The 24583-nt window shown below is 62.4% G+C and carries 23 protein-coding genes and 1 tRNA gene; 8 read left to right on the forward strand and 16 right to left on the reverse strand.

All coding sequences use genetic code 11. The features are described from left to right. Positions 1 to 105: 105 nt before the first annotated feature. The 5 genes from hfq to OOT33_RS04790 all read left to right on the forward strand — a co-directional run bounded on the left by hfq (position 106) and on the right by OOT33_RS04790 (position 3299). Positions 106 to 597 carry an RNA chaperone Hfq gene (gene hfq, locus OOT33_RS04770; protein WP_307748860.1) on the forward strand — a complete coding sequence of 164 codons (492 nt, stop codon included), beginning with the start codon at positions 106 to 108 and terminating at the stop codon, positions 595 to 597. Positions 598 to 630: 33 nt separating this feature from the next. Beyond that, positions 631 to 1974 carry a GTPase HflX gene (gene hflX, locus OOT33_RS04775; protein ID WP_307748861.1) on the forward strand — a complete coding sequence of 448 codons (1344 nt, stop codon included), beginning with the start codon at positions 631 to 633 and terminating at the stop codon, positions 1972 to 1974. Between the two features lie 142 nt (positions 1975 to 2116). Further along, the gene (locus tag OOT33_RS04780; protein ID WP_307748863.1) at positions 2117 to 2362 is read left to right on the forward strand and encodes a type II toxin-antitoxin system ParD family antitoxin; all 246 of its coding nucleotides are present in this window, start codon (positions 2117 to 2119) and stop codon (positions 2360 to 2362) included. Further along, positions 2355 to 2480, forward strand: a complete 126-nt coding sequence (locus OOT33_RS04785; RefSeq protein ID WP_307748864.1) for a type II toxin-antitoxin system RelE/ParE family toxin — start codon at positions 2355 to 2357, stop codon at positions 2478 to 2480. Before OOT33_RS04780 ends, OOT33_RS04785 begins: the two co-directional genes overlap by 8 nt. Positions 2481 to 2510: 30 nt before the next feature. Then, on the forward strand, positions 2511 to 3299 hold the full coding sequence (locus OOT33_RS04790) for an energy transducer TonB (RefSeq protein ID WP_307748865.1): 789 nt from the start codon (positions 2511 to 2513) through the stop codon (positions 3297 to 3299). Between the two features lie 53 nt (positions 3300 to 3352). Here the strand turns inward: OOT33_RS04790 and mazG are convergent, their stop codons facing one another. From mazG to OOT33_RS04850, 12 genes are all read right to left on the reverse strand, one after another. Further along, complete coding sequence (gene mazG / locus OOT33_RS04795; RefSeq protein WP_307748866.1) at positions 3353 to 4132, reverse strand: nucleoside triphosphate pyrophosphohydrolase; 780 nt, start codon at positions 4130 to 4132, stop codon at positions 3353 to 3355. Between the two features lie 350 nt (positions 4133 to 4482). Further along, positions 4483 to 5082, reverse strand: coding sequence for a TIGR02281 family clan AA aspartic protease (locus OOT33_RS04800; RefSeq protein WP_307748867.1), 600 nt, complete (start codon positions 5080 to 5082; stop codon positions 4483 to 4485). 41 nt (positions 5083 to 5123) lie between these two features. Next, on the reverse strand, positions 5124 to 5912 hold the full coding sequence (locus OOT33_RS04805) for an MBL fold metallo-hydrolase (protein WP_307748868.1): 789 nt from the start codon (positions 5910 to 5912) through the stop codon (positions 5124 to 5126). Then, the gene (locus tag OOT33_RS04810; RefSeq protein ID WP_307748869.1) at positions 5912 to 6688 is read right to left on the reverse strand and encodes a YchF/TatD family DNA exonuclease; all 777 of its coding nucleotides are present in this window, start codon (positions 6686 to 6688) and stop codon (positions 5912 to 5914) included. The genes OOT33_RS04805 and OOT33_RS04810 overlap by 1 nt, the downstream gene beginning before the upstream one ends. Beyond that, complete coding sequence (gene metG, locus OOT33_RS04815; protein WP_307748870.1) at positions 6685 to 8265, reverse strand: methionine--tRNA ligase; 1581 nt, start codon at positions 8263 to 8265, stop codon at positions 6685 to 6687. Before metG ends, OOT33_RS04810 begins: the two co-directional genes overlap by 4 nt. 44 nt (positions 8266 to 8309) lie before the next feature. After that, complete coding sequence (locus tag OOT33_RS04820; protein ID WP_307748871.1) at positions 8310 to 9284, reverse strand: AAA family ATPase; 975 nt, start codon at positions 9282 to 9284, stop codon at positions 8310 to 8312. Beyond that, positions 9281 to 9925 carry a dTMP kinase gene (gene tmk, locus OOT33_RS04825; protein WP_307748872.1) on the reverse strand — a complete coding sequence of 215 codons (645 nt, stop codon included), beginning with the start codon at positions 9923 to 9925 and terminating at the stop codon, positions 9281 to 9283. The genes OOT33_RS04820 and tmk overlap by 4 nt, the downstream gene beginning before the upstream one ends. Continuing rightward, positions 9922 to 11082, reverse strand: coding sequence for a serine hydrolase (locus OOT33_RS04830; RefSeq protein WP_307748873.1), 1161 nt, complete (start codon positions 11080 to 11082; stop codon positions 9922 to 9924). The genes tmk and OOT33_RS04830 overlap by 4 nt, the downstream gene beginning before the upstream one ends. 50 nt (positions 11083 to 11132) lie before the next feature. Next, positions 11133 to 12026 carry a septal ring lytic transglycosylase RlpA family protein gene (locus tag OOT33_RS04835; protein ID WP_307748874.1) on the reverse strand — a complete coding sequence of 298 codons (894 nt, stop codon included), beginning with the start codon at positions 12024 to 12026 and terminating at the stop codon, positions 11133 to 11135. Between the two features lie 49 nt (positions 12027 to 12075). Beyond that, a complete protein-coding gene (locus OOT33_RS04840; RefSeq protein ID WP_373690498.1) occupies positions 12076 to 13134 on the reverse strand; it encodes a lytic transglycosylase domain-containing protein in 1059 nt (352 codons plus the stop codon). A gap of 128 nt (positions 13135 to 13262) precedes the next feature. Beyond that, positions 13263 to 14930: an MFS transporter gene (locus OOT33_RS04845; protein WP_307748876.1), complete on the reverse strand. Its 1668-nt coding sequence runs from the start codon at positions 14928 to 14930 to the stop codon at positions 13263 to 13265. Between the two features lie 27 nt (positions 14931 to 14957). Continuing rightward, positions 14958 to 16406 carry a DcaP family trimeric outer membrane transporter gene (locus OOT33_RS04850; RefSeq protein WP_307748877.1) on the reverse strand — a complete coding sequence of 483 codons (1449 nt, stop codon included), beginning with the start codon at positions 16404 to 16406 and terminating at the stop codon, positions 14958 to 14960. Between the two features lie 188 nt (positions 16407 to 16594). Between OOT33_RS04850 and acs the strand changes: the two genes are divergently transcribed. Together acs and OOT33_RS04860 are read left to right on the forward strand one after the other, a co-directional pair. Beyond that, the gene (gene acs / locus OOT33_RS04855; RefSeq protein ID WP_307748879.1) at positions 16595 to 18532 is read left to right on the forward strand and encodes an acetate--CoA ligase; all 1938 of its coding nucleotides are present in this window, start codon (positions 16595 to 16597) and stop codon (positions 18530 to 18532) included. A 10-nt stretch (positions 18533 to 18542) separates the two neighbouring features. Continuing rightward, on the forward strand, positions 18543 to 19169 hold the full coding sequence (locus OOT33_RS04860; RefSeq protein ID WP_307748880.1) for a LuxR C-terminal-related transcriptional regulator: 627 nt from the start codon (positions 18543 to 18545) through the stop codon (positions 19167 to 19169). A gap of 12 nt (positions 19170 to 19181) precedes the next feature. Here OOT33_RS04860 and OOT33_RS04865 read toward each other — a convergent pair whose 3' ends face one another. Then, positions 19182 to 22538, reverse strand: coding sequence for a PAS-domain containing protein (locus OOT33_RS04865; RefSeq protein ID WP_307748881.1), 3357 nt, complete (start codon positions 22536 to 22538; stop codon positions 19182 to 19184). A gap of 209 nt (positions 22539 to 22747) precedes the next feature. Between OOT33_RS04865 and OOT33_RS04870 the strand changes: the two genes are divergently transcribed. Then, positions 22748 to 22837, forward strand: a tRNA-Ser gene (locus tag OOT33_RS04870). Between the two features lie 316 nt (positions 22838 to 23153). On the opposite strand, the gene OOT33_RS17855 is transcribed toward OOT33_RS04870, so the two are convergent. The 3 genes from OOT33_RS17855 to OOT33_RS04880 are packed head-to-tail and all read right to left on the reverse strand — an operon-like array spanning position 23154 to position 24512. Beyond that, positions 23154 to 23312 carry a hypothetical protein gene (locus tag OOT33_RS17855; RefSeq protein ID WP_373690499.1) on the reverse strand — a complete coding sequence of 53 codons (159 nt, stop codon included), beginning with the start codon at positions 23310 to 23312 and terminating at the stop codon, positions 23154 to 23156. Beyond that, the gene (locus OOT33_RS04875) at positions 23257 to 23952 is read right to left on the reverse strand and encodes a hypothetical protein (protein WP_307748882.1); all 696 of its coding nucleotides are present in this window, start codon (positions 23950 to 23952) and stop codon (positions 23257 to 23259) included. Before OOT33_RS04875 ends, OOT33_RS17855 begins: the two co-directional genes overlap by 56 nt. A 2-nt stretch (positions 23953 to 23954) precedes the next feature. Continuing rightward, positions 23955 to 24512: a hypothetical protein gene (locus OOT33_RS04880; protein ID WP_307748883.1), complete on the reverse strand. Its 558-nt coding sequence runs from the start codon at positions 24510 to 24512 to the stop codon at positions 23955 to 23957. Between the last annotated feature and the right edge of the window lie 71 nt (positions 24513 to 24583).

Genomic DNA, 24583 nt, shown 5'->3' on the forward strand with positions numbered 1-24583 from the left:
GCGATATGAGGAATCGTCTCCGGCGAGCCGCGCCGGAATGGCACGACGCCCGGCACGGGCGCGAGTGCGGATAACATTCCGCCAATAAGGAAGGCATGATGCACCATGGCCGAAAAATCCAACAATCTTCAGGACATATTCCTGAATCACCTCCGCAAGACGAAAACTCCGGTCACCATGTTTCTGGTGAAGGGCGTCAAGCTTCAGGGCATTATCACCTGGTTCGATAACTTCTCGGTGCTGCTGCGGCGCGATGGGCAGTCCCAGCTCGTCTACAAGCACGCTATCTCCACCGTCATGCCCGCACAGCCGCTCGAGCTGAGCGACGTGCGCAAGGCCTTCGCCGAGGCAGGGCGCAAGTCCAAGCTGCTGCAGGAAGTGTTCCTCAGCGCGGTTCAGCGCTCGCAGGATCCGGTGACGATGTTCCTCGTCAACGGCGTCATGCTGCAGGGCGCGGTCGCCGCGTTCGATCTGTTCTGCATGCTGCTGGAGCGTGATGGCATGGCCCAGCTTGTCTACAAGCACGCCATCTCCACCGTCCAGCCGTCGCGCCCGCTCGACCTCTCCGGCGAGAGCGAGCAGGACGACAAGGAATAGGCTGACCGGAGCGCTCATGGCCGATTTCGCGCGATGAGCGTCTTCAACCGCGACAGCGACGACGAGGTCGCCCGTGGCGCGCGCGCGCTGGTCGTGCGCGCCGATGTCCCCGGCCCGGCCATGCGCGATGCCGCCGCGCGGTTGGAGGAGGCGAGGGGGCTTGCCCTCGCCATCGGCATCGATGTCGTCTGGAGTGACAGCTTCCGCGTCCGCCAGATCAAGCCCGCAACCCTGTTCGGCAGCGGGCAGGTGGAACAGATCGCCGCACAAGCAGAGGCGCACGGGGCCGAGCTGGTCATCGTCGACAATCCCTTAAGCCCCGTTCAACAGAGCAATCTCGAAAAGGCGTTCTCCGCCAAGGTGATCGACCGTACCGGGCTGATCCTCGAAATCTTCGGAGAGCGCGCCGCCACCAACGAAGGCCGGCTGCAGGTCGAACTCGCGCATCTCGATTATCAGGCCGGGCGCCTGGTGCGCAGCTGGACCCACCTTGAGCGCCAGCGCGGCGGCTTCGGCTTCCTGGGCGGGCCGGGCGAGACGCAGATCGAGGCGGACCGCCGCATGATCCGCGACCGCATGGCCAAAATCCGGCGCGAGCTCGATCAGGTGACGCGCACTCGCAGCCTCCACCGCGCCCGCCGCCAGCGCGCCCCCTGGCCGGTCATCGCGCTGGTGGGTTATACCAATGCGGGAAAATCGACGCTTTTCAATCGCATGACCGGCGCAGATGTCACCGCGCAGGACATGCTGTTCGCCACGCTGGACCCGACGATGCGCCAGATCAGCCTGCCGGGGCTGGACAAGGCGATCCTGTCTGACACCGTCGGTTTCGTTTCAGACCTGCCGACCCAGCTCATCGCTGCCTTCCGCGCGACGCTGGAGGAGGTGGTCCACGCCGATCTCATCATTCACGTACGCGATATTTCGCATCCCGATACGGAGGCGCAGCGCGCCGATGTGATGCAGGTCTTGTCCGAACTCGGCGTCAACCCGGCGGGGCAGGGGGAGGTCGCGGAAGCCGACGCCGACGCGCTCGCGCCCGCCTATATCGAGGCGTGGAACAAGATCGACCTGCTGCACGGCGAAGCGCGCGAAGACACGATCAGCGCCGCCGAGCGCCGGGCCGATGTCGTCCCGCTCTCGGCAGTGACGGGTGAAGGCCTCGATGCCCTGCGCCGCGCGGTGGCAGACCGGATGACCCAGGGCAGCAAGCTCCACCGCCTCACGCTCGCCACACAGGATGGCGCTTCGCTTGCGTGGCTGCATGAGCATGGCGAAGTGCTGGGCGTGGAAGAGCAGGGGGTGGATGGCGATGCGCTGACGGTATTGGTACGGCTGTCAGACCCGGCCTATGCGCGGTTCATGGCGCGGGATTGACTGCGCGCGCTCAAAGCAATGGTTACACAGGCATAGGGGCCGTGGCAGACAAAACTGCTTCGCGATGACGTAGAATGGTGTTATATTACACCAATAGTATGAACATATCATCAAACCCCTGGCATATCATGGAGGGCGCGATATGGCGACCGTGCGAAAAACCATCACCCTGACAGAGCAGCAAGACGCCTGGATTGCGGCACAGGTCGCCGCAGGCCACTACACAAACGACAGCGAAGCCATCCGCGACCTTATCCGCCGCGAACAGGAGCGCACCGCCGAGGTCGAGGCTATTCGCGCGGCACTCATTGAGGGCGAGAATAGCGGCACACCAAGGCCGTTTGACGCCGCCGCGTTCAAGCAGCGCATGGCTGCCACATATGGCTGAATATCGCCTTTCCCCCGCCGCCGAAGGCGACATGGAGGGGATTTGGCGCTACACGCGCAAGCAATGGGGCATCGAGCAGGCGCACCAAGAAAGTGATTATGCTCTTTACGTGGGATGACGCATCTCCAATAATAAACGATATAGCAAAATGGGGGTAATTGCTTTGTTACCAATAGTTCTTCTTGCATCGTCCGTTATAGCGGTTCCACAAACTGATCCGAGAACATGGCTAGACCCGGACGATTATCCAAAATCATCTATCATATCTGACAAAGAGGGCGCACTAACGGTTGCACTCGAAGTTGATGAGAAGGGGCAGCCCTCAGCCTGCAAAGTCATCGTGACATCTGCTGAACCCGATCTCGACGATCTTACCTGTGCGCTAATCATGAAGCGCGCTCAATTCGTATCGGCAAAGGATAAGTTTGGCCACCCAACCACATCAACATTTACACAGAAAGTAACATGGAGAATTCCTCGCGATAAGCTCATAACTCAAGGCTTCAAATTAACCTTTGTTGTAGATACTAAGGGGCGCTTGTCGGGATGTGAAAAGGTTGAGTATGGCGAACGAGACGATGATCTCAGGTGCGATCCCCAAATGATAGATGAGATTGCCCTACAAATGCTTCCTTCTCCTCTTTCATCATACAAAAGTCTGTCTTTGCTTCTTGCTATGGAGGTCGACCAGGCTAGTATCTCCATCCCTCGTGAAATGAATGACGAGCGAGCGATAATTTCCCGCGCGTTCTTCGATGTATCTCCAGCAGGGATCATTACTTCATGTAAGGCAGATATTGCTCGTTCATGGATGGGCAAACCGGCGGACCTCTGCCATGATGTTATAGAGATAGGTTCCAAAGAATTTGACCGTGACCCAGATGGCAGAAGTCGTAAGGCCATAGTGACGTTAGAAATTTCAGGCATGAAGAGATGACACCTACTCCCAACTTCGCTGACTACTGCGAAGCTCTTTGAATTAATTCAAACCTAACGTTCTTGCGCCTTTGCAGCTTTCCACAGAACCTCCATCTCTTCCAGAGATGTTGCAACAAAATCAATATCTTGTTCCACAGACTTCATTTCCATACTACGAAACCGCCGCTCAAACTTCGCATTGGCCGCGCGTAGGGCACTCTCTGCATCGACCTTCATATGGCGCGCGAGGTTGACGACCGCGAACAGCAGATCGCCGATCTCCTCGGCCTGTTCGTCCGGCGTCTGCGCCGCGCGAACCTCGGCCAGTTCCTCGTCGATCTTGGCGTAAACGCCGTCCGCATCCGGCCAGTCAAAGCCGGTGCGCGCGGCGCGTTTTTGCAGCTTTTCGGCGCGAACGAGCGCGGGAAGGGCGGTCGCAACACCCGCAAGCGCGCTTTTCTCATCATTTTTCAGGGGCTTGTCCGCGCGCTCGGCGGCCTTGATTTCCTCCCAGCCGGGCGACGTCGCGCCATCCGGGCCGAACACATGCGGATGGCGGCGGACCATCTTGTCGCAGATCGCGGCGATCACGTCCGCCAGCGCAAAATGGCCGGATTCCTCGGCCATCCGCGCATGATAGACCACCTGGAGCAGCAGATCGCCCAGCTCGTCGCGCAGCTCAGCCATGTCATTGCGCGCAATCGCGTCCGCTACCTCATAGGCTTCCTCGATCGTGTAGGGCGCGATCGTGGCGAAGCTCTGCTTGATGTCCCATGGGCAGCCGGCGTCCGGATCGCGCAGCCGCGCCATGATCGCCACCAGCGGTGCGATGTCTGCGGGTGTGCCGGTCACTGGGGTATCGGCAAATGCTGGAGGATGCGCGGCTCGCTCACTGGTGGCGATGGGTGCGCTGTCAGTGATTGCCGTATCGGCCGGCGACGCAGGGTGCGCGTCTCGCTCACCGGTGGCGACGTCGATACCGTCAGCGGTTTGCGCCGTGAGAGCAGTTTGAGCCGTGAGAGCGGTGTGAGCCGTCAGAGCCGTGTGAGCCGTGAGAGCGGTGTGAGCCGTGTGAGCGGTATGAGGGGGGCTGTCCGGCTTCAACGATCCATCTGATGCCATATACAAATCCGATAATATATATTATGTTAAATCAAGGACGATGCGGAAGGGCTTTCCACATGGAAAAAGCCGTGGAAACCTCAAGGCTCCAGCACCATCTCGCCATTCTCCACCCGCCAGCTTTTCAGCCGCGAAAGAAAGTTCATCCCCAGCACATTGACGCCGTTGAACCTGTCCGAAACCACAATCGGCAAGTCACTAGTGCGTATCGGCCCGACAGCCAGCCCGGTGATCGACGAGCGCTTGGCCATCACCACACCATTCGCCGTCTGCATCGCCATGCCCGGCGCATAGCTGTCGATATTGAGCCCGGCCTTCATCGCCACATCGTCGGACAGCGCCGTCACCGTCGCGCCGCTATCGATCAGGAAACGCGCGCTAGTCCCGTTGATTTCGCCGGTCACCCAGAAATGCCCGTCCGGCGCCTGGCGGATATGGAGCCGCTGGCCCTCCGCGCGTTGCAGCGGCTCGCCCAGCACCTGCTTCTTGACATGCAGTGCAACGCTGGTGAACTCCTGCCCATAGCTGAACAGCGCGAGCGCGCCGAGAAAGATCGCCACCCAGCCAAGCGCCATCGCCAGCGTGCCGCCCAGCGAAATCCTGCGCGCCAGCAGCGCCGACACCGGCAGCAGCGCCGCCAGCAGCCACCAGATCATCGTCGTGCCCTGATCGGCGCTCATTGCATTTGTTCCTCTCGTGCCCCCACACGAAATGCGCACCCTCAGGCGGCTTCGCGCAATCCATCATAGGCCGGGCGAACATGCGGCGGCAAGACCGCGCACAGCCGCTCATAGTCCAGGCTGTTGTCCATATGTGTCAGATAGGCACGACCGGGCGCAACGCAAGTGATGGCGTCGAGCGTCTGGGCAAGATGCGGGTGCGTGGGGTGCGGCTTTTCCCGCAGGGCGTCGACGACCCACACATCGACCCCGGTGAACAGCTCGACCATCGCGTCAGTCGTTTCGTGAAAGTCGGTCGCATAGCCTACCGATCGGCCGTCATGCTCAAACCGAAAACCGGTTGACCAGATCGCGCCGTGAGGCATGTCCACACAGCGGAGCTGTATATCGCCGATCATCAATTCGTCCGGCAACGAATGCCCGGCAACGATCGGCCGATAGCCCTCGCGCCCCTCGAACGCATAGGCAAAGCGCTGGCGTAGCAGCTTCAGTGTCGGCGCCCGCGCATAGCCGTCGATCGGTTCATTATGACGGCCCATATATGTGCGATGATGATAGACCTGCCGTAAGTCATCGATACCGTGGCAATGATCCGCGTGGTCGTGCGTCCACAACACAGCGTCCAGCGCGATCACCTCGGCCCTGAGCAGCTGTTCGCGCATGTCGGGCGAGGTATCGACAAGCAGCGTCGTCGTCTCGCTCTGCACCAGCAGCGACACACGCGTACGGCGGTTTTTCGGATCGGCAGGATCGCAGCTGCCCCAATCGTTGCCGATGCGCGGCACCCCTGCCGATGTGCCGCAGCCCAGCACTGTGAAACTCAGGGGCATCAGGCGGACTGCGCTTTGGTGAACAAGGCGTAAAAATTGGCGGTGGAGCTGTCGATGAGCGCCTCCTCCTCCACTCCGCGCAGATCAGCCAGGAAGCGCGCGGTGTCGGCCACAAAGGCTGGCTCACAAGTCTTGCCCCGGTGCGGCACCGGCGCGAGGAAGGGAGCGTCAGTCTCGATCAGCAGGCGCTCGGTGGGCAGACGCTGCGCCACTGCCTGGAGCTCTTTAGCGTTCTTGAACGTCACGATGCCGGAAATGCTGATATAAAAGCCCAGTTCCACCGCGGCGTCGGCAAACGCCCCGCTGGCAGTGAAGCAATGGATGAGACCGGGAAATGCCCCCTTCCCCGTCTCTTCGCGCAGTATGCTCAGCGTATCCTCTTCCGCGTCGCGCGTGTGGACGATGAGCGGCAGCCCGGTCTCGCGGCTCGCGTTTATGTGCGCGCGAAAGCTCGCCTGCTGCTGCACGCGGTCACTATGGTCGTAGTAATAATCGAGGCCGGTCTCGCCAATGCCGATGACTTTGGGATGCACGGCGGCGGCAACAAGCTTGCGCGCGTCGATGTCCGGGTGCGCGTCTGCCTCATGTGGGTGAATGCCGACGCTCGCCCAGATGTCCTCATGCGCCTCTGCGGTGGCGATGATGTCCGCCCACTCGCGTTCGCGCGTGGAGATGTTGAGCATGCCCCTCACCCCCGCCCCCCGCGCGCGGGCGATGACAGCGGCCTGATCCTCCACAAGTCCCTTGTAGTTGAGGTGGCAATGGCTGTCGATCATGCAGGCGAAGCGCCCTCGTCAGCGGGAAGTTCCAGCCGGGGAAATAGAGGCTTAGGCGGAGATAGGGTGAAACTGGACTCCGCGAGATCTGCATACCAGTAGCTGTCAATTAGTCCAAGGTCGCGTCTGCCGTATGCAATGCCCATTTGATCCAAGAGCGCTGCGGAAGTCATTGGAATGACGGGCTGAATGCCGATGGCAAGATGAGCAATAACCACATAAAGCGTCGCCAATACGGTCTCCATACGCGCAGGATCGGTTTTACGCAGGGTCCAAGGCGCTTGTGAATCGATGTAGGCATTGCAAGCAAACACTCCACGCATCCAGGCCTCAATGGCGATCGATGGCGAGAGAGCATTCATTGCTTCAGGAATTTCCCGTTTCACCACTTTGTTGATATTGGCGAGGAGACCCATATCTTCCTTGGTCGGGTCGCCACTAACCGGCAGTCTCCCATCCAAATTCTTCGCAATAAAGCTCAGCGTCCGCTGCGCCAGATTGCCGAAGCTGTTGGCAAGGTCGCTGTTTGCGCGCTGGACGATCGCTTCAGCGCTATAGCTCCCGTCATTCCCGAAGCTTACCTCGGCCAACAGGAAATAGCGCAGCTGATCCACGCCGAACTTCTCGGCGAGTTCGAGCGGGTCCGCGACGTTGCCGAGCGATTTCGACATCTTCTCGCCCCGGTTGAGCAGAAAGCCATGGCCGAACACGGTCTTGGGCAGCGGCAGCTTCGCGCTCATGAGGAAGGCTGGCCAGTAAACCGCATGAAAACGCACGATATCCTTGCCGATGATGTGCGTGATATCTCCGCCTTCCGCCCAATAGCGCGCCATGCGCTCCGCATCATCCGGATAGCCGCAGCCGGTCAGATAGTTGGTGAGTGCGTCGACCCACACATACATGACATGCCCTTCAGACCCCGGCACCTTCACGCCCCAATCGAAGCTGGTGCGCGAGACGCTAAGGTCCGAAAGCCCACCTTCGACAAAGCGCATCACCTCGTTGCGGCGGCTTTCGGGCTGAATGAATTCCGGGTGGTCGCGGTAGAGCGAGAGCAGCGGTTCCTGATATTTGGACAGCCGGAAAAACCAGCTTTCCTCCACTGTCCACTCGACCGGCGTTCCCTGCGGAGAAAATTTCGCGCCCCCCTCCCCGTCAGTCAACTCCTTCTCATCGTAGAAGGCCTCGTCGCGGACGGAATACCAGCCCTCGTAGCGATCGAGATAGAGGTCGCCGTTCGCCTCCATTGCCCGCCAGAGCGCCTGACTGGCGGTGTGATGATCCAGCTCGCTGGTGCGGATGAATCGATCATAGGAAATGTTAAGTGTGTCACACATTTCCCTGAAATAAGCAGACATTTCATCTGCCAACTCCTGCGGCGACACTCCCCTGCCCCGCGCGGTCTGCGCCATCTTGAGGCCATGTTCGTCCGTCCCGGTCTGAAAGAACACATCCCGCCCCATCATGCGCTGAAACCGGGCGAACGCATCGGTGGCAATCGCTTCATAGGCGTGGCCGATATGGGGGCGGCCGTTGGGATAGGAGATGGCGGTAGTGATCGTATAAGGCTTGCTCATCCCGGCACCTGTAACGGCGCGTGCGGATGAGGCCAAGGGGATATTCAGGCGAACAGGCTCGCCTCGGGCTCCTCCTCGGCCAGTGCCGCAACATGGGTGCAGAGTGCGAAGACCGTGGCGGCAGGATCGAGCGAGAGCGGGATCGCCTGTGCCGCAAGATCGCGTGCCTGCTCCCACCGCACAATGGCGGAGCGAAGCCGGTCCCCTTCATAAAGCCGCGTGCGCCCGGCTATAAAACTGGGCGCCAGCTCGAGAAAGGCCTCCAGACGGGGGCGTGCGGCCTTGGGCGTCAGCATCTTGGCGAGCGCAAGGCGTTCGCTATGCAGCCGGTCGCCGTCCCGCGCGATCCGCTCCAGCGTGCCGATCATCTCGCTGACCCCGAGGCCTGATAGCGCCAGCGCCCGGCCGGGAGAGCCTTCACCTATCGCGACCAGCTCCATAATGGCTGCCTCGCTCAAGGTCGCATCGGCGCCACGGAGCGCGGCCGCCATGTCTGCGCTCCCCAGCGGAGACAGCCGCAGCAGTCGGCAGCGGGAGCGGATCGTCGGCAGCAGACGCGAGGGAGCATGGCTGACGAGCAGGAACAACACATCGCGTGGCGGTTCTTCCAGGCTTTTCAGCAAGGCGTTGGCCGCGCCGCGCTCCATATCGTCGGCCGCGTCGATGAGGATGACGCGGCGCTGCGACACTGACGGCGCGGTGGAGAGTAAACGCGCCAATCCACGCACCTGATCGACGGAAATATTGCGGGCGCGTTCGCCCCCTTCCTTCTCCAGCCGCGAAAGTTCGGCAAAGTCAGGATGCGTGCCCGCCTCGAACAGATGGGCGGCGGGGTGTGATCCCGACACCTTGCCTGCGGCCTCCTCGCCCGCCAGCAGGGTCAGGGCCAGTTCGCGCGCAAGGCTGGCCTTGCCGATGCCGTGCGGGCCGGAAAGAATCCACGCATGATGCAGGCGCTGGCCCATGGCCGCTTCGAGGATCGCGCTGCGTGCCGCGTCGTGCCCGTAAACACGGATCATGACAGCAGATCCCCGAGTGCCTCAAATATCCGTGAAGAGACGGCTTCCGCACTGTCTGCGGCGTCGACGATACGGATGCGCTCCGGTTCCCGCGCCGCGAGCATGAGGAAAGCGGCACTCACCGCCTCATGAAATGAATGTCCCCTCGCCCCAAAGCGATCCGCCCGCCCCGCATCACGCTGCGCCGCGCGCTCTGCCGCAACATTGAGGGGCAGCGTGAGCAGCAGTGTCCGATCCGGCATCAGGCCACCGGACCCGATCTTGTGCGCCGCCATGATGTCCTCATCGGCCAGACCGCTCGCGCCTGCCTGATAGGCGCGGTTGCTGTCTATGAACCGGTCGCACAGCACCCACGCCCCGCGATCCAGCGCCGGGCGGATCACCCGCGCGACATGGTCCGCACGCGCGGCGGCGAAGAGCAACGCCTCGGCCTGCGCGTTCCACCTGTCCGCCGCCCCGCCGAGCAGCAGCGCGCGGATCGCCTCAGCGCCTTCCGTTCCTCCCGGCTCGCGTGTCTCGACCACCTCCAGCCCACGCTGGCGCAGCGCATCAGCCAACAGGCGGATCTGGGTCGATTTGCCGACCCCCTCCCCGCCCTCCAGGGTAATGAAGATACCGCGAGGGGGGCGTGCGTCGTTCACCCGAAGAAGTTCTTCAAACCATTCCAGAAGCGACCGAAAAAGCCTGCCTCGCTCACCGCTTCACCGGCGACCAGCGGCATCACCTGCTCGCCGGCATCGCGCGTGGAGACGACAAGGCGCGCAATCTCCTGACCCTTGGCGATCGGCGCCTTGATCGGCCCGTCATAGACCACCCGCACCGAAACCGCATTGGACGCCGTGCGCGGCAGCGTTACCGCGAGGTCGCGCGGGGCGACCAAGGGCACGCTGCTGGCCCAGCCCTGCTGCACCTCGGCCTGTTCTACCGTCGTGCCCTTGCGGAACAGAGGCATCGCGCGCCAGGCCTTGAAGCCCCAGTCCATGAAACGGACCGATTCCTCGATGCGCCCGTTGAAACTGTCCAACCCGGCGACCACCATGACAAGCCGCCTGCCGTTCTGGATGGCCGAACCGGTGAACCCATAGCCCGCTTCCTCGGTATGCCCGGTCTTGAGGCCATCCGCCCCGGCGATGCGACCCAATATCGGGTTGCGGTTGTCCTGCCGGATGGCCGAGCCGCCCATCGTCTGCCCCCAAGTGAACGAGCGCACCGAGTAGAACAGCTTGTAGAGCTGGGGCGTCTCCTCGATCGTCGAGCGTGAGAGCGTGACGAGATCGCGCGCGGTAACATAGGTGCGCCCTTCGTCCGGCCAGCCGTTGCTGGTGCCGAAATGGCTGTCCTTCATGCCCAGCCGCGCAGCTTCGGCATTCATCATGTCGGTGAAGGCTTCCTCTGTCCCCGCTATCCCCTCGGCCAGCACCACGCAGGCATCGTTGCCGGACAGCGTGACGATCCCGTGCAGCAGGTCTTCGACCGAGACCTGCTCTCCGGGTGAGAGGAACATCGTCGATCCCGCTGCCGGGCCATGCCATTTCTGCCATGTCTCGGGTTTGACTGTGAACTTCTGCTTCAGCTTCAGCTGGCCCTGCTGGATCAGGCGAAAGGCGACATGCGCTGTCATCATCTTTGCCATCGAGGCGGGCGGCATGCGCGTGCTGCCACCCTTGTCATAAAGCACGGCGCCGGACGAGAGATCCTGCATATAGGCAATCTTGGCCATGCTTTCGTACGAAGGAGCAGCGGCAGAAAGCGGCGTTGCAGTGAGGGACAGGGCAAGGACGGCAGAAATGATACGCATCGAACTCTCTGAACGACAAGGGGCGAATCCCGCGAACGGGCGGGTGTGCCTCAGTCGTTTACCACGATCCGCGCGCCTGGGAAGCCCGCCGCCGCAGCCTTTTCAATACCGCGCTGCGCTGCTGCCTGGTCGGCATAAGGGCCGGTGCGCACACGCCAGAGTTTGCCTGCGGGAGAAGCCGCGCCACCCAGCCTTTTAGCGATCGCTTCTGCCCCCTGCCTGCTGGAATAGGCACCAATCTGCACCATGATCCCGCGCGCTAAAATCGGTGCAGGCTTGATAGCAGGCGCGGGTTTGGGCGCGGAGGAGACTGGAGACGGCCTCGCCGCAGGTTTGATCGTCGGCATGGCCGTTCCGGCTATGTGGGCTTGGGGTTGAGGTGTCGCCGGAGGCGCTGCTGACGCTGGCGACGGCAGGCGCTTGCGCAGCTCAACCAGCACCGTCTCCGGCATGTCCATGCGCGCTGGCGCGCGTTTTCCAGCGCGCAGCAGGCCCTTCTCTGGCTCGGAAGGGTTGACGCGGCGCACCCGGACGCCAGCCGGCCCCGCCCCGCTTATGCCCAGTTGCTCCGCCGCCCCCTGAGACAGGGCGATCAGGCTGCCGCCGGTCGATGGCCCGCGATCGTTGACACGCACCACAATCGTGCGCCCGGTGTCGAGCGCCGTCACCTCGAGATAACTGGGCAGCGGCACGGTGCGATGCGCGACGGAGATGGCGGCGGGGTTATAGGTCTCTCCGCTCGCAGTGGTTTGGCCGGCCCGTGCGGCATCGTAAGGAACGGCATATCCGGTCTCGTCATAGAACGGATCGTCAGCGGGGACATAACGAACCCCGTTCAGCTGATAGGGTTCGCCGATCCTGACCGGGCTATCGCTCGCTACGCCCGATTGATGGATGACTGGTTGCGCCACCCTGACGCCACCGTCCGTCCTCCCGCCCGCCATCCCACATCCGACGAGCCCGAGCGCCGCCGCAAAACCGAGCCAATTTCTACTAGCTGCCCACCGCATCCGCCAACAACCCCACCGACAAGGCATAAAAGTTGGAGCAGTTATAATCGAGAATTGCTTGATAATTGCTTGTCAGCAGATAGCCGGTCTTGCCCGGGCCGTCAGGCTCCAGCAGCACGGCAAGCGTGTCATCGGAGAGAGCGGAGGGAACCACCGGCGCGACGCCAAGCCGCTTCCACTCGCCCAGCGTCATCCAGCGGCTGAACCGCTCGAACACACGCGGGCAGCGGGTCGGCGTCGTCCGGTTGGCAATGGCGGTTCGATCCAGAGTCGACGGAACGCTTACCGCCACGCCCCATGCCTGCCCCTTGCGCCATCCCGCGTCGACAAAATAGCGGGCGATGGAAGCGAGCGCATCGGCCTCACTGGCCCAGATATCCGCCTTGCCATCGCCGTCGCCATCGGCCGCAACGCGCAGATATACGGACGGCAGGAACTGGGGATAGCCGGTAGCACCAGCCCAGCTCCCCACCAGCTTGCTGCGGGGAATGCCGTTGTCCACCATCTTCACCGCCGCAAGGAACTCCGGCTCGAAAAGGTCGCGCCTCCGCCCTTCATAGGCCAGGGTTGCGAGCGAACGGAGCAGGTCGAAATCGCCCGTGAAGGTACCGTAGCTGGTCTCATGGCCATAGATGGCAACCATGACCGCCTCCGGCACGCCGGTCTCACGCTCTATCCGCTCCAGCATCCCGCGGTTGGAAGTCCACTCCGTGCGCCCGCGCGCGATCAGCGAGGGCGTAACATGCTTAAGTCGATAGGGTTCGAACGGCGGGATCGGGCCATCGAACGATCCGCCGGGCTGCGCCTGATCGAGCTGAATTACGCGCGGATTATAGCTCAGCGTCGCCGCTATGGCGTCAAGGGTCTGAGGGCGGATACCCATGGCCGTCGCCTTGCCTCGCAAGCTGGCGAGGTAGGCCTGAAACCCGTTCTCATTGGCTGGCGGCACGGTCTGCGCCGGAGCAGAATCTGGCGTCACAACGCCCAACGCAAGGAAAATGAGCAGGAGCTGCAGGGAGCGGAGGCGGATCGGGGTCTTCATTCCACCCTGATGGCAGAATTATCGCGCGGGGTTAACCCGCTTCGTCCCCCTATCCCGGCGCCGCAGCGCAAAAAAAGGGGAGGACGAGTCTTGCGACCCGCCCTCCACCCTCTCCCGTGGGGAGGAGTTTATTGGTCGATGTTCCGGCGGAAAGTCTCCGGAAGGAACAGCAGACCAACCACCACGGTCAGCGCGGCTACCACGACCGGATACCAGAGGCCGTAGTAGATATCCCCCGTCGCCGCGACCATCGCGAAGGCCGTGGTCGGCAGGAAGCCACCGAACCAGCCATTGCCGATGTGGTAAGGCAGCGACATCGAGGTGTAGCGGATCCGGCTCGGGAACAGCTCGACCAGCATCGCTGCGATCGGTCCGTAGACCGCCGTCACCAGCAGGACGAGGACGAACAGGATAGCGATCACCGCGGGCTTGTTGATCTGCGCCGGGTCGGCCTTGGCGGGGTAACCCGCGTCGGCGAGGCCCGCCTTCAGCTCATCCTGGAACTTGGTGATCGCGGCCTTCTTGTCGTCCTTCGAAAGGCCAGCCGGGTTGGGCGCCGCGAACACCGCATTGCCCACTTTTACCTGCGCGCCGCTTCCCGCCGCTGCGTCGCTGTTGCTATAGCTGATGCCCGTCTTCGCCATATAGGCCTTGGCGATGTCGCAGCTGCTGGTGTCGAACTTGTTCTTGCCGACCGGGTCGAACATGAACGAGCACTCTTCCTGATGGGCGACGATCGTTACAGGAGCCACCGCCTGGGCCTGAGCGAGAGCGGGGTTCGCCGCCGTGGTCAGAGCAGAAAACAGCGGGAAGTAGGCAAGCGCGGCAATCGCGCAGCCGCTGAGGATGATGGGCTTGCGGCCGATCTTGTCGCTGAGCCAGCCGAAGAACACGAAGAACGGCGTGCCCAGTGCCAGCGCAATGGCGATCAGCACGTTCGCCGTAGCGCCATCGACCTTCATCATCTTCTCAAGGAAGAACAGCGCATAGAACTGGCCGGTGTACCAGACCACTGCCTGCCCCGCGACAGCACCCACCAGCGCGATAATCACCCAGCGCAGGTTGCCCCACTTGGCGAACGCTTCCGTCAGTGGCGCCTTGGACGTGGTGCCTTCGTCCTTCATCTGCTGGAAGACCGGGCTTTCATTGAGCTGCATGCGGATCCACATCGACACCGCAAGCAGTACGATCGAGATCAGGAACGGCACCCGCCAGCCCCATTCTCCGAACGCCTCCTCGCCCATATAGGTGCGAAGGCCGATGACGACGAGCAGCGCAGCGAACAGTCCGAAGGTTGCCGTTGTCTGGATCCAGCTGGTGTAGAGGCCGCGCTTGTTGTTGGGCGCGTGCTCCGCCACATAGGTTGCCGCCCCGCCATATTCACCGCCGAGCGCGAGTCCCTGCAGCAGGCGCATTGCCAGCAGAATGAGGGGAGCCGCCACGCCGATGCTCTCATAGCTGGGCAGCAGGCCAACCGCGAAGGTCGACAGGCCCATGATACCCATCGTGACGAGGAAGGTATTCTTGCGGCCGACAAGGTCTCCGATCCGCCCGAACACCAGCGCGCCGAACGGCCTCACCGCAAAGCCCGCCGCGAATGCCGCCAGGGCGAAGATGAAACCCGTGGTTTCGTTCACGCCTGAGAAAAACTGCGCCGAGATGTAGGTGGCCAAAAGACCGTAGAGATAAAAATCATACCATTCGAACACCGTGCCGAGCGACGACGCAGCGATGACCAGCTTTTCGCTCTGGGTCGCCTTGTGGTGCTTTGGCATTCCGTCATAGACCGTAGCCATATGCCCTCTCCTTTCCCTATTTGCCGACTAGAATGAGTATTTCGCTGCGAATTCGAGCCGATCAAGCTGTCCGCTCGCGCCGCTCACAAGTTCCCGCACGCCATGACGATATTCGGCGCCAAGGTCGAAGCCCTTGGCAGGCGTCCAGAAGATATTCCCTGCAAAGCTGTAGGCTGTCTCGTTGAAGGTATTGAAGTACGCTGCAGCGAACCCGCCGGGATAGGAGACATCCTGATAGCTCGCCATCAGGTTCGTGCGCACGCTCGGCGTCAGGCTGATGCGCAATGCGGCAAAGCCCGCGAACAGGCGCGGCGTCTCAAGCTGCCCGGTAGCGCGAATGATGGCGTCGGGCGAGAAATTCAGGCCAACATAACGGCCGAGCCCTTCGCCATAGGTGGCCATGAAGCGCAGGTCGTGCTGCTTCTTGTCGCCGAACATCAGCTTGCCGGAGCCGCTCACGCCCCAGCCCATCGCGGTATCCTTGACCGCGCCACTATCGACGCGAAGCTGCCTGCCTATGCCTGCGAGTGCAAACTCGCCAGCCTTCGTCACCACGTTCAGACGAGCCACGATGTCAGGCATCTTGTCCTGGTCGTTCTCCACTGTCGCCAATGCGGGGCCTGTGGCGGACTGGGTCTCGCCATTTTCCACCGCGAGATGCAAGGTTGCCTTGTCTCCCAGCTTTTTGGAGTAACGCACCAGCGGCTGCCTTACGAAGACTGTGCCTTCCGTCGTGCCCACAAAGTCCGTCGATTCAGGCAGTGTGGCAACATTCTGGAAAGTGCTCCAGTCCTGCCCAACCGTCAGATTGTCGAACTGCACATAAGCACGGCGCAGCGCCAGATTATAGCCGTTGGTGGTGCGCTCGGACCCACCACCCGTGATGGTGGGAGCAGCGTTGGCCGTCGTCTGGAAATCCGTCTCGACATATCCTTTCAGTACATGTCCAGCCACCGTTGTGTCGAGGTTCAGCCACAGACGGGTGTGCTTGGCGGAATAATCGTTGTTCGTCGTGGACCGGGCTGGAACTGCTGCTCTCACCGGTATGGCCGATGGCAGATAGAAATCGCGGCCCAAGGAATTCGCCGCGACACTGCCGTCATCCCACTTGCTCATGGTCACGACCGTTTTCAGGAAACCGCCGATCTTGATCCGCGTGCTCCCGTTGCCGACTGTGAAGCCGTCCTGTTTGGCGGCGGCGAGCGCGGGTTTGGCGGCTTCAAGGCTCCTGGCCGCCTCGCCCGCCTTCGCCTGGGCGTCGGCCGAGCTCGCCTGCGCCTGCGCCACGGCGGCGCGCAGCTGCGCGTTTTCGGCCTGGCTGGCCTGGAGTTGCCCGGTTAGCGACCCGAAGGCTTTCTCCAGCGCCTCGATCCGCGCCTCAAGTTCCTTTTCCTTTTTGGTATCGGCATAGGCGCTGTTCGCCGAGAGCGCGAATATCGCTGCCCCCGCCATCAGCCCCGCATATGTGCGCTTCACTGACATAGTCCTCTCCCATTCAAGAACCTTCGCAATTCAATTTTCAGGGGAGAGTGTCCTCCAATATGCTAGTCTGGAATACTTAGACCTTGGTGGAACCTTGCTTAGACTTTAGTCTGGGATGAAGGCACGCCGCGACAGCGGTAGATATCGCGCGAGAACATGCGCATTTAAAGGAGGGCAGTGTCATGAGCAGCGTTCATCCCGTTCCGGCAGAGTGGGCCGCCAACGCCAAGATCAACGCAGAGCGCTATGAGGCGATGTATGCCGCGGCGGCGACCGACGCTGAGGGCTTCTGGCGCAAGGAGGCGATGCGGCTGGACTGGATGACCCCCTTCACAAAGGTGAAGAACACGTCGTTCAACGAGGCTGATTTCGGCATCAGGTGGTTCGAGGACGGGGCGCTCAATGTCGCGGCCAACTGCATCGACCGTCACCTTGCCGAGCGCGGTGATTCTGTCGCCATCCTGTGGGAAGGCGACTCACCGGGCGAGGATCGTCGCATCACCTATCGCGAGCTGCATGAAGAAGTCTGCCGCCTCGCCAACGCCCTGAAAGCCAATGGCGTGCGCAAGGGTGACCGGGTGACGATCTATCTGCCGATGATCCCGGAAGCGGCGTTCTCGATGCTCGCTTGCGCACGTATTGGCGCTATCCACTCCGTCGTGTTCGGCGGTTTCTCGCCTGATAGTCTTGCCGGCCGCATTGAGGACTGCGACTCGACGCTCGTCATCACCGCGGACGAAGGCCTGCGTGGTGGCAAGAAGGTGCCGCTCAAGGCCAATGTCGATGAAGCGCTGGCGAATTGCCCCGGCGTCTCGCGGGTATTGGTGGTCCGCCGTACCGGTGGTGACATCATGATGAAAGACGGCCGCGATGTCTGGTACCATGACGCGGTGGCGAAGGTGTCCGCCGACTGCCCGGCCGAGCCCATGAACGCCGAAGACCCGCTCTTCATCCTCTACACCTCTGGCTCCACCGGCAAACCCAAGGGCGTTCTCCACACGAGCGGTGGTTATCTCGTCTGGGCGTCGATGACCCATGACTATGTGTTCGACTATCGGCCCGGTGACATCTTCTGGTGCGCGGCGGACGTCGGCTGGGTCACAGGGCATACCTATGTCGTTTATGGGGCGCTGGCCAACGGCGCCACCACGCTCATGTATGAAGGCGTGCCCAATCATCCCGATTTCAGCCGCTTCTGGCAAATCGTCGATAAATATGAGGTCGACATCTTCTACGGCGCACCCACCGCGATCCGCGCGTTGATGCGTGAAGGCGAAGAATGGGTCAAGAAAACCAGCCGCAAGTCGCTGCGCCTGCTGGGCAGCGTTGGCGAGCCGATCAACCCCGAGGCATGGGAATGGTATTATCGCGTGGTGGGCGACAGCCGCTGCCCGATCGTCGATACATATTGGCAGACCGAGACCGGCGCCTGCATGATGACCCCCCTGCCCGGCGCGCATGCGCTCAAACCGGGCGCGGCATCAAAGCCGATGTTCGGCGTGAAGCCTGTCATCGTGGACGCGGAAGGCAAGGTGCTGGACGGACCGACCGACGGCAATCTGTGCATCACGGATAGCTGGCCCGGCCAGATGCGCACCGTCTGGGGCGATCATGAGCGCTTCTTCCAGACCTATTTCACAACCTATCCCGGCAAATACTTCACCGGAGACGGCTGTCGCCGCGATGAGGACGGATATTACTGGATTACCGGGCGCGTCGATGACGTCATCAACGTTTCCGGCCACCGCATGGGCACGGCGGAGGTCGAGAGTGCGCTCGTCGCGCACGCCAAGGTCGCGGAAGCAGCCGTGGTCGGCTATCCGCATGACATCAAGGGCCAGGGCATTTACGCCTATGTCACATTGAACGCCAATGAGACGGAGAGCGCAGAAGTGCGCGCAGAGCTGGTGAAATGGGTACGGCAGGAAATCGGACCGATTGCCACGCCGGATGTGATCCACTTCGCCCCGGGCTTGCCCAAGACCCGCTCCGGCAAGATCATGCGCCGCATCCTGCGCAAGATCGCGGAGGGCGATACGTCAAACCTCGGCGACATTTCCACGCTCGCCGATCCCTCCGTGGTGGAGAGCCTCGTCACCTCGCGGTCGGTGCCGGCCTGAGCGGTACGCCGTGTCGGGCACGATCCTGATCGCAGATGATCATCCCCTGTTCCGCCAGGCTCTGGCCATGGCGGCGCAGGGGGCGAGGCCCGACGCAAGAATCGCGGAAAGCGGCAATCTCTCGTCGGCGCTAAACCAGGCAATCGCAGCCGACGACCTGATCCTGATCCTGTTGGATCTCAAGATGCCGGGTGCCGAGGGCTATTCCGGCGTGGCGCTCCTCCATGCCGAGAAGCCCGGCGTGCCGATCCTTGTCGTCTCCAGTGCTGAGGCTTCACAGGCCGCACGCGAGGCTGTGCGCTTTGGCGCGGTAGGCTTTATCGGCAAGGACTCGGACCTTTCCGCCATCGAGGAGGCGATCCGCGATGCCTTGGCAGGCAAGCGCATGGAGGCCCCACGGGATGCCGCCATCGATCCGGTGGCCGCGCAAATCGCCTCGCTCACGCCAACGCAGCTCAAGGTCCTTCTCGGTGTGATGGAAGGGCGGTTGAACAAGCAGATCGCCTATGATCTCGGCATCAGCGAGGCGACTGTTAAGGCACACATGACCGCAATCCTGAAAAAGTTGGATGTGCATAACCGGACCCAGGCGGTTCTGGCCGCCAAAGCGCTCGGTCTCTCGATCAATCACCGTTGAGGAGGCAGGGCACTATGCGGGCACCGATTCCCGCGCTACGCCCACATCAGCGAGCCACGCATCGAGATCGGCAGGTGCAAGCGGCTTGCGCAGCACCTTCACTCCTGCGGCGCGCGCCCGGGTGACGTAATCCTGCTCCCGCGCCGCGGTCACCAGCGCGTACCGGGCCGCAGGCGCTTTTTTGCGAAGCGCGCGGATAAGCGCGATGCCGTCCATCCGACCATTGAGGTTGAAGTCGACGAAAGCCACATCGTAAGAACTATCCCCGCTCAGCGCCTCTTCAGGTGACTCGGCGCTGGTCACCACATGCCCTTGCGAACGCAGATACCCCCCCAAAGCCGCACGATTCGCCGCGTCGTCATCGACGACCAGCGCCTTGAGCACCTGTCCCCCTGCCCTCCGCCCCGGGCGTCCACTGGGCGCATCTTCCGGCTCCAGCGACGAGACCGGCAGCGCGATGCTGAACCTGCTTCCCCGGCCCTCCGTGGCATTGAGCGACACGCGCGCGCCGAGCAGCCGCGCCGTGCGTTCGACGATTGCAAGTCCCAGCCCGATCCCGCCCTCGCTCGCATTCTCCAGCCGCTCAAACTCGCGAAATATGATCGTTCGTTTATGTTCGGGGATGCCGGGTCCGGTATCGATCACGTCTATCCGGGCACTGCGTGAGCGGTGGCGCACGCCGACTATGATGCCGCCGCGCGTCGTGTAGCGGATTGCATTCGAGAGGAAGTTCTGCATGATGGAACGCAGCAGGCCCGGGTCACTCTCCACCACGGCATCACCCGGCCCGATACGCAACTCCAGTCCCTTCTCGCGTGCGAGCGGCATCATCGTCTCGACAAGGTCCACCAGCAGCGGCCTTAGCCGGATCGGCCTGATATCAGGGCGCACGCCGCCTGCGTCGAGTTTCGAAATGTCCAGCAGCGCACGGAGCAGGGACTCGGCGGACTGGATCGAGCGGTCCAACCGCGCCAGCACCTCCTGCTTTGCGTCAGGCAGATCGCGCCCGAGCGCCGCGGAAAATAGGCGCGCTGCGTGAAGCGGCTGTAGCAGATCATGGCTGGCCGCCGCGAGGAATCGCGTTTTTTCGGCATCCGCCTGCGCAAGCGCGTCATTGGCGGCGCGTAAGGCGCCGGTGCGCTCCTCTACCCGTTCCTCCAACTCGCTCCGTGCGCTGTCGAGGGCGCGCAAAGCCTCCTCCTCTGCCGTCACGTCGGTATAGCACATCACATAGCCGCCGCTCGGCATTGGCCCGCCGACGGTCTTCAGCACCCGTCCATCGGGCCGGATGCGCTTGAAGCTATGCTGATGGCCGCGCCGCATGTGGCTCAGGCGCCTTTCCACATGCGACTCCACCTCGCCCGGCCCGCACTCGCCCCGCACCGCGTTATAGCGGATCAGGTCGGCGATCGGCGCACCCACCCGCACCATGCTGGCAGGATAGTCGAACAGCTCCAGATAGCGCCGGTTCCAGGCGACGAGGTTGAGGTCGCGATCGACCACGCTGACGCCGGGGTCGATATTCTCAAGCGTCGCGGCGAGCAGCCCCTTCGAAAAACGCAGTGACTGCCCGGTGTCATCAAGGATGCGTTCCACCTCCCTGTGGGTGAGGTTCGATCCGTGCAGCGCGGAGCGGATGAAGGCGCGTGCCGACGGCATACCCACGACGCTTGCTATCATCCGCTCGGCCTGCCGCCGGTCGGTGCGGTCAATCGGCTTCGCCTCATCGCGCTCCCGGAAAGCGTCGTCCACCACCTCGGGGCCAACAAAGCGGGAGACGAGGCGCTTGAGGTCGGCCACACTCAGCACCGTTCCCACTGAGCTATTTGGCCTGTGCAAGAACTTCGGCAAGGCGGCGGGCGGCACGCGCCGCATTCTCATCAATAGGAAGGCGGTGATGTTGCCGCCAAGACTCCACAGCGCGCCATGGCCGACAAGACTCAGGTCGCCGATGCCCAGCAGCCGGGTCGGGTTCCAGGGTGTGCCCGCCAGCTCCGCAAGCAGCGCCTCGTCTGCCAGTTGCGGCAGCGCCAGCGTATAGAGCCACAGCATCAGCCCAACGCCCAGACCCCCTTTCGCAGCCTGCGCATCGCGGCTCCCGCCCATCACCGCCATCACAAGCACCGGCGCGAACTGAGCCATGGCGGCAAACGCGACAAGGCCGATGGCGGCAAGGCGCTCGTTTTCCCTAATGCCCAGGGCCCATCCGACTGCCCCCGCCATGATAAGCGCGATGAGCGCTCGGCGGACGCTGAGCAGCGCGCGCCCCATCTCGCCCTCTCCGCGCAGTTTCCGGCTGCGCAACAGAAGGGGCGCGACAAGATCATTGGAAACCATGGTGGACAGCGCGATCGTCTCGACCAGCACCATCGCCGTCGCCGCCGAAAATCCGCCGAGGAACACCAGCAGCGCAATGAGACTGCTGCCCTGCGATAGCGGAAGTTGCAGCACGTAGAGGTCCGAACGGACGGTATCCGGCAGCAAAGTGAGGCCCGCCGCCGATATGGGTAACACGACGAGCAGCGTCAGCATCATGTAGCCAATGAAGGGCCAGCGCGCGCGTTCCAGATCCGATGCGGACTGCGCTTCGATCACGGTGACGTAAAACTGGCGCGGCAGGCAGATGATTGCCGCCATGGAAAGGGCGGTAATGATGAAGAAATCTACTCCAATCAGCGAGGGTGCGAAGTTCTCGGACAGCCGTCGCATTCCCTCGTCAAGCGCTGGCGCCGGGGCTTCGCCCAGCAACATCAGTGCCGCCACCCCTGCCACGATAAGGCCGCTCAGCTTCATCAGCGATTCAAAGCCTACTGCGAACAACACAGAGTCGTTGCGACTGGCTGCCTCGTAGCGGCGCGTTCCATAGATCATCGCGAACAGCGCCAGCCCGGCCGCAGCCAGCGCAATGGTCAGCGGGCTGACCGCTGCGCCGGAGACCAGGGCATAGGTGGTTCCGAGCGATCGCAGCTGAAGCGCAAGATAGGGGATGCTGCCCAGCAGGGCCAGGATCGTCACCAGCGCCGCCACGCCCCTGCTGTTACCGAAGCGCCCGCCTATGAATTCCGAGATGGTGCTGGCGCCGTCCGCTTTTACAGCGTCGATCAGCCGGCGCAAAAACCTGTGGCCGAACAGGAACAGCAGGATCGGTCCCAGATAGATGGGAAGATACGACCAACCGTCGGCTACCGCGCTGCCGACGGCGCCATAATAGGTCCAGCTCGTGCAATAGACGGCGAGAGCGAGCGCATAGGCAGGCGGGCGGAGCTGGCCCTTGAGCCTGACATTACCCGTAGCTTCGGCCCAAGACGCGAAGGCGAACAGAAGCAATGCGTAAACCAGCGCAACCGCCAGTGGCAGCACAGCCTCCATGCACCCTCTTTATTCTGTTATTGCCTGTTCGCAGGATTTAGCACGAAGGCGGCATAGCGGAAAGAGGCCCTGAAGGTTGCTGCCTGTGATGGGTGAGTGCCCTGCCCCAGCCCTCACCACGACTTTACCCCTCGCCAAGAAATCCGCTTGGATTCTCGCACGCCCGCCGATAGGAAGGCGCGCCGGGGCAACCGCCCTGGCAACAATGCGGACAGGTGGCCGAGTGGTTTAAGGCAGCGGTCTTGAAAACCGCCGTGGGTGGAAGCTCACCGTGGGTTCGAATCCCACCCTGTCCGCCAATTGCAATTGATTTTGTTTCTATTTTTTCAAATCAACGGCTTTGTTCCCATAACCGCTCCCCGATAGACCACGCGCTAGGCGCTTAGCCTCACAATGCCGCCGGAATGAGATTGCAGATCGGCTAGGCCAGATCGGGCAACTTTTCAGGCTGGTGCGGGTGCAGTTCGATACACACCCTACGCGACAAATCGCGGCTGGAAATGGCGGAAAGCCGCGCATTCGCGGCAATGGCAGCTTTCCAGTCAAAAATGACTGGCAACGGGCAATTGACCGAAAGCGCCGAAACGCGAGGGAGGCGAGCCAATCAAGTTCAGGTCATGGCGTTTCGCGCACCAGCCGCGCAATTTCCCTCACGTATCGGGCCGCTGCCTTTGCCTTGGCAGAATAGCCGCCATGCTTTCGGGCGTTGCGGTTGCCCCTAGGTGCGCCGGGATTCGTGCCGCCGTGCATCCGGCAGCGGCGCTTGCCCTTCACTGCCGGGGACTTGCACTCCGTTCCCGAGCGGGTTCGGGCTAGGCAGCGCGGTGATTGCGCCAGCCGGGCCGGTTGCATCGGATTGTTTGACTGATTTTCCATTTTCCCGGTCCCCCTTGTGCTGGTGGAAATGATCGGCAACCACCGCCTGCCCGCCTTCGTTCACATGCACATGCTTGACGGTTTGTTCGCGCGGCTGGTGGAGCCTTGCCAGTGCCTCCAGCGTGGATCGACATGCAGCTTGGGCCTTGAGCGCCAGCCGCATGTATCTGTCCGCCGCGTCGGGATAATGACCCATGTTGTTGCCCGAGCGCCGGGCCATGTCGGTAAACAACGCGTCCAGCGAGATCGCTTGCGAGGTGAATATGCGGCTGGCCAGCGACAGGTCGCCTTTCATCGCGCGCTGAATTTCCTCCGCCAGCACTGCGCTGCTTTCGGCAATGTCGGGCTTGAGTTGGTCGCCAAACATTTGCGAGCCGAACGACATTGCCAAATTGGCATTGCGGGTTTGCGGGTCCAGCGTGATCCGGGCCAACGTCCGCCCGATTTTTTCGTCCGTCCGCTTTTCGACTTCGAGCTTGCCGGTTTCGCCCGGTGCCACCAGTCCATCGTCGGGATTGGCTTTCGCCTTTTTCGCCATTGTCAGTCCTTTGCCTTGCGCGCTTTCGCGCCGATGTTTTGAGAGGTTCCGCAACGCTTGCCGATCACGCGCCCGCCCGCCTCCAGCCGCTCCAGGCCGAATTTTGACGCGGCCTCAGGGCTTGCCCCTTTCAGGACATAGGCAAGCGCCGCCTCCAGATTGACGGCGTGGAGATCGGGATTGCCCGCCTCCAGCCCCAGCCGTCCGCCTATCGGTTTGCTGTGGATTACGCGCGCGCGATAACTGCGCAGTGTGATTCGGCGCAGCCAGCCCCGTTGCAGCGCCGTAACAACGGGAACGAGATCGGCAGGCACATGGGCGAGCAAGTGGCAGTGCCCGCCTTTCCCGTCGCCGTTCTCATGCGTCCAGAGCCATGCCGTCCCGCTGCCATGCCGGGCCAGAGCCTTCGCCATGAGATCGGTAAAGCGCCCGGTCGCCTTCGCCATGCCCGCCAAGGGCACTCCAGCGGCCTGCCAGTGAATTGAGATCATTCGGGTGAACGGCAGCCCGATTTTTTCGGCATGGCGCTCAGCGGCCTTGAGATTGCCAATTTGAGCCATTGTCAGAGCAAGGCTCTCCCGGTCGGCACGGTTGCGCGCGCCGCCTCTGCCAGTGCTGCAAGTGGAAAGGG

The organism is Sphingobium sp. DEHP117, from assembly GCF_030867385.1.
Classification (GTDB): domain Bacteria; phylum Pseudomonadota; class Alphaproteobacteria; order Sphingomonadales; family Sphingomonadaceae; genus Sphingobium.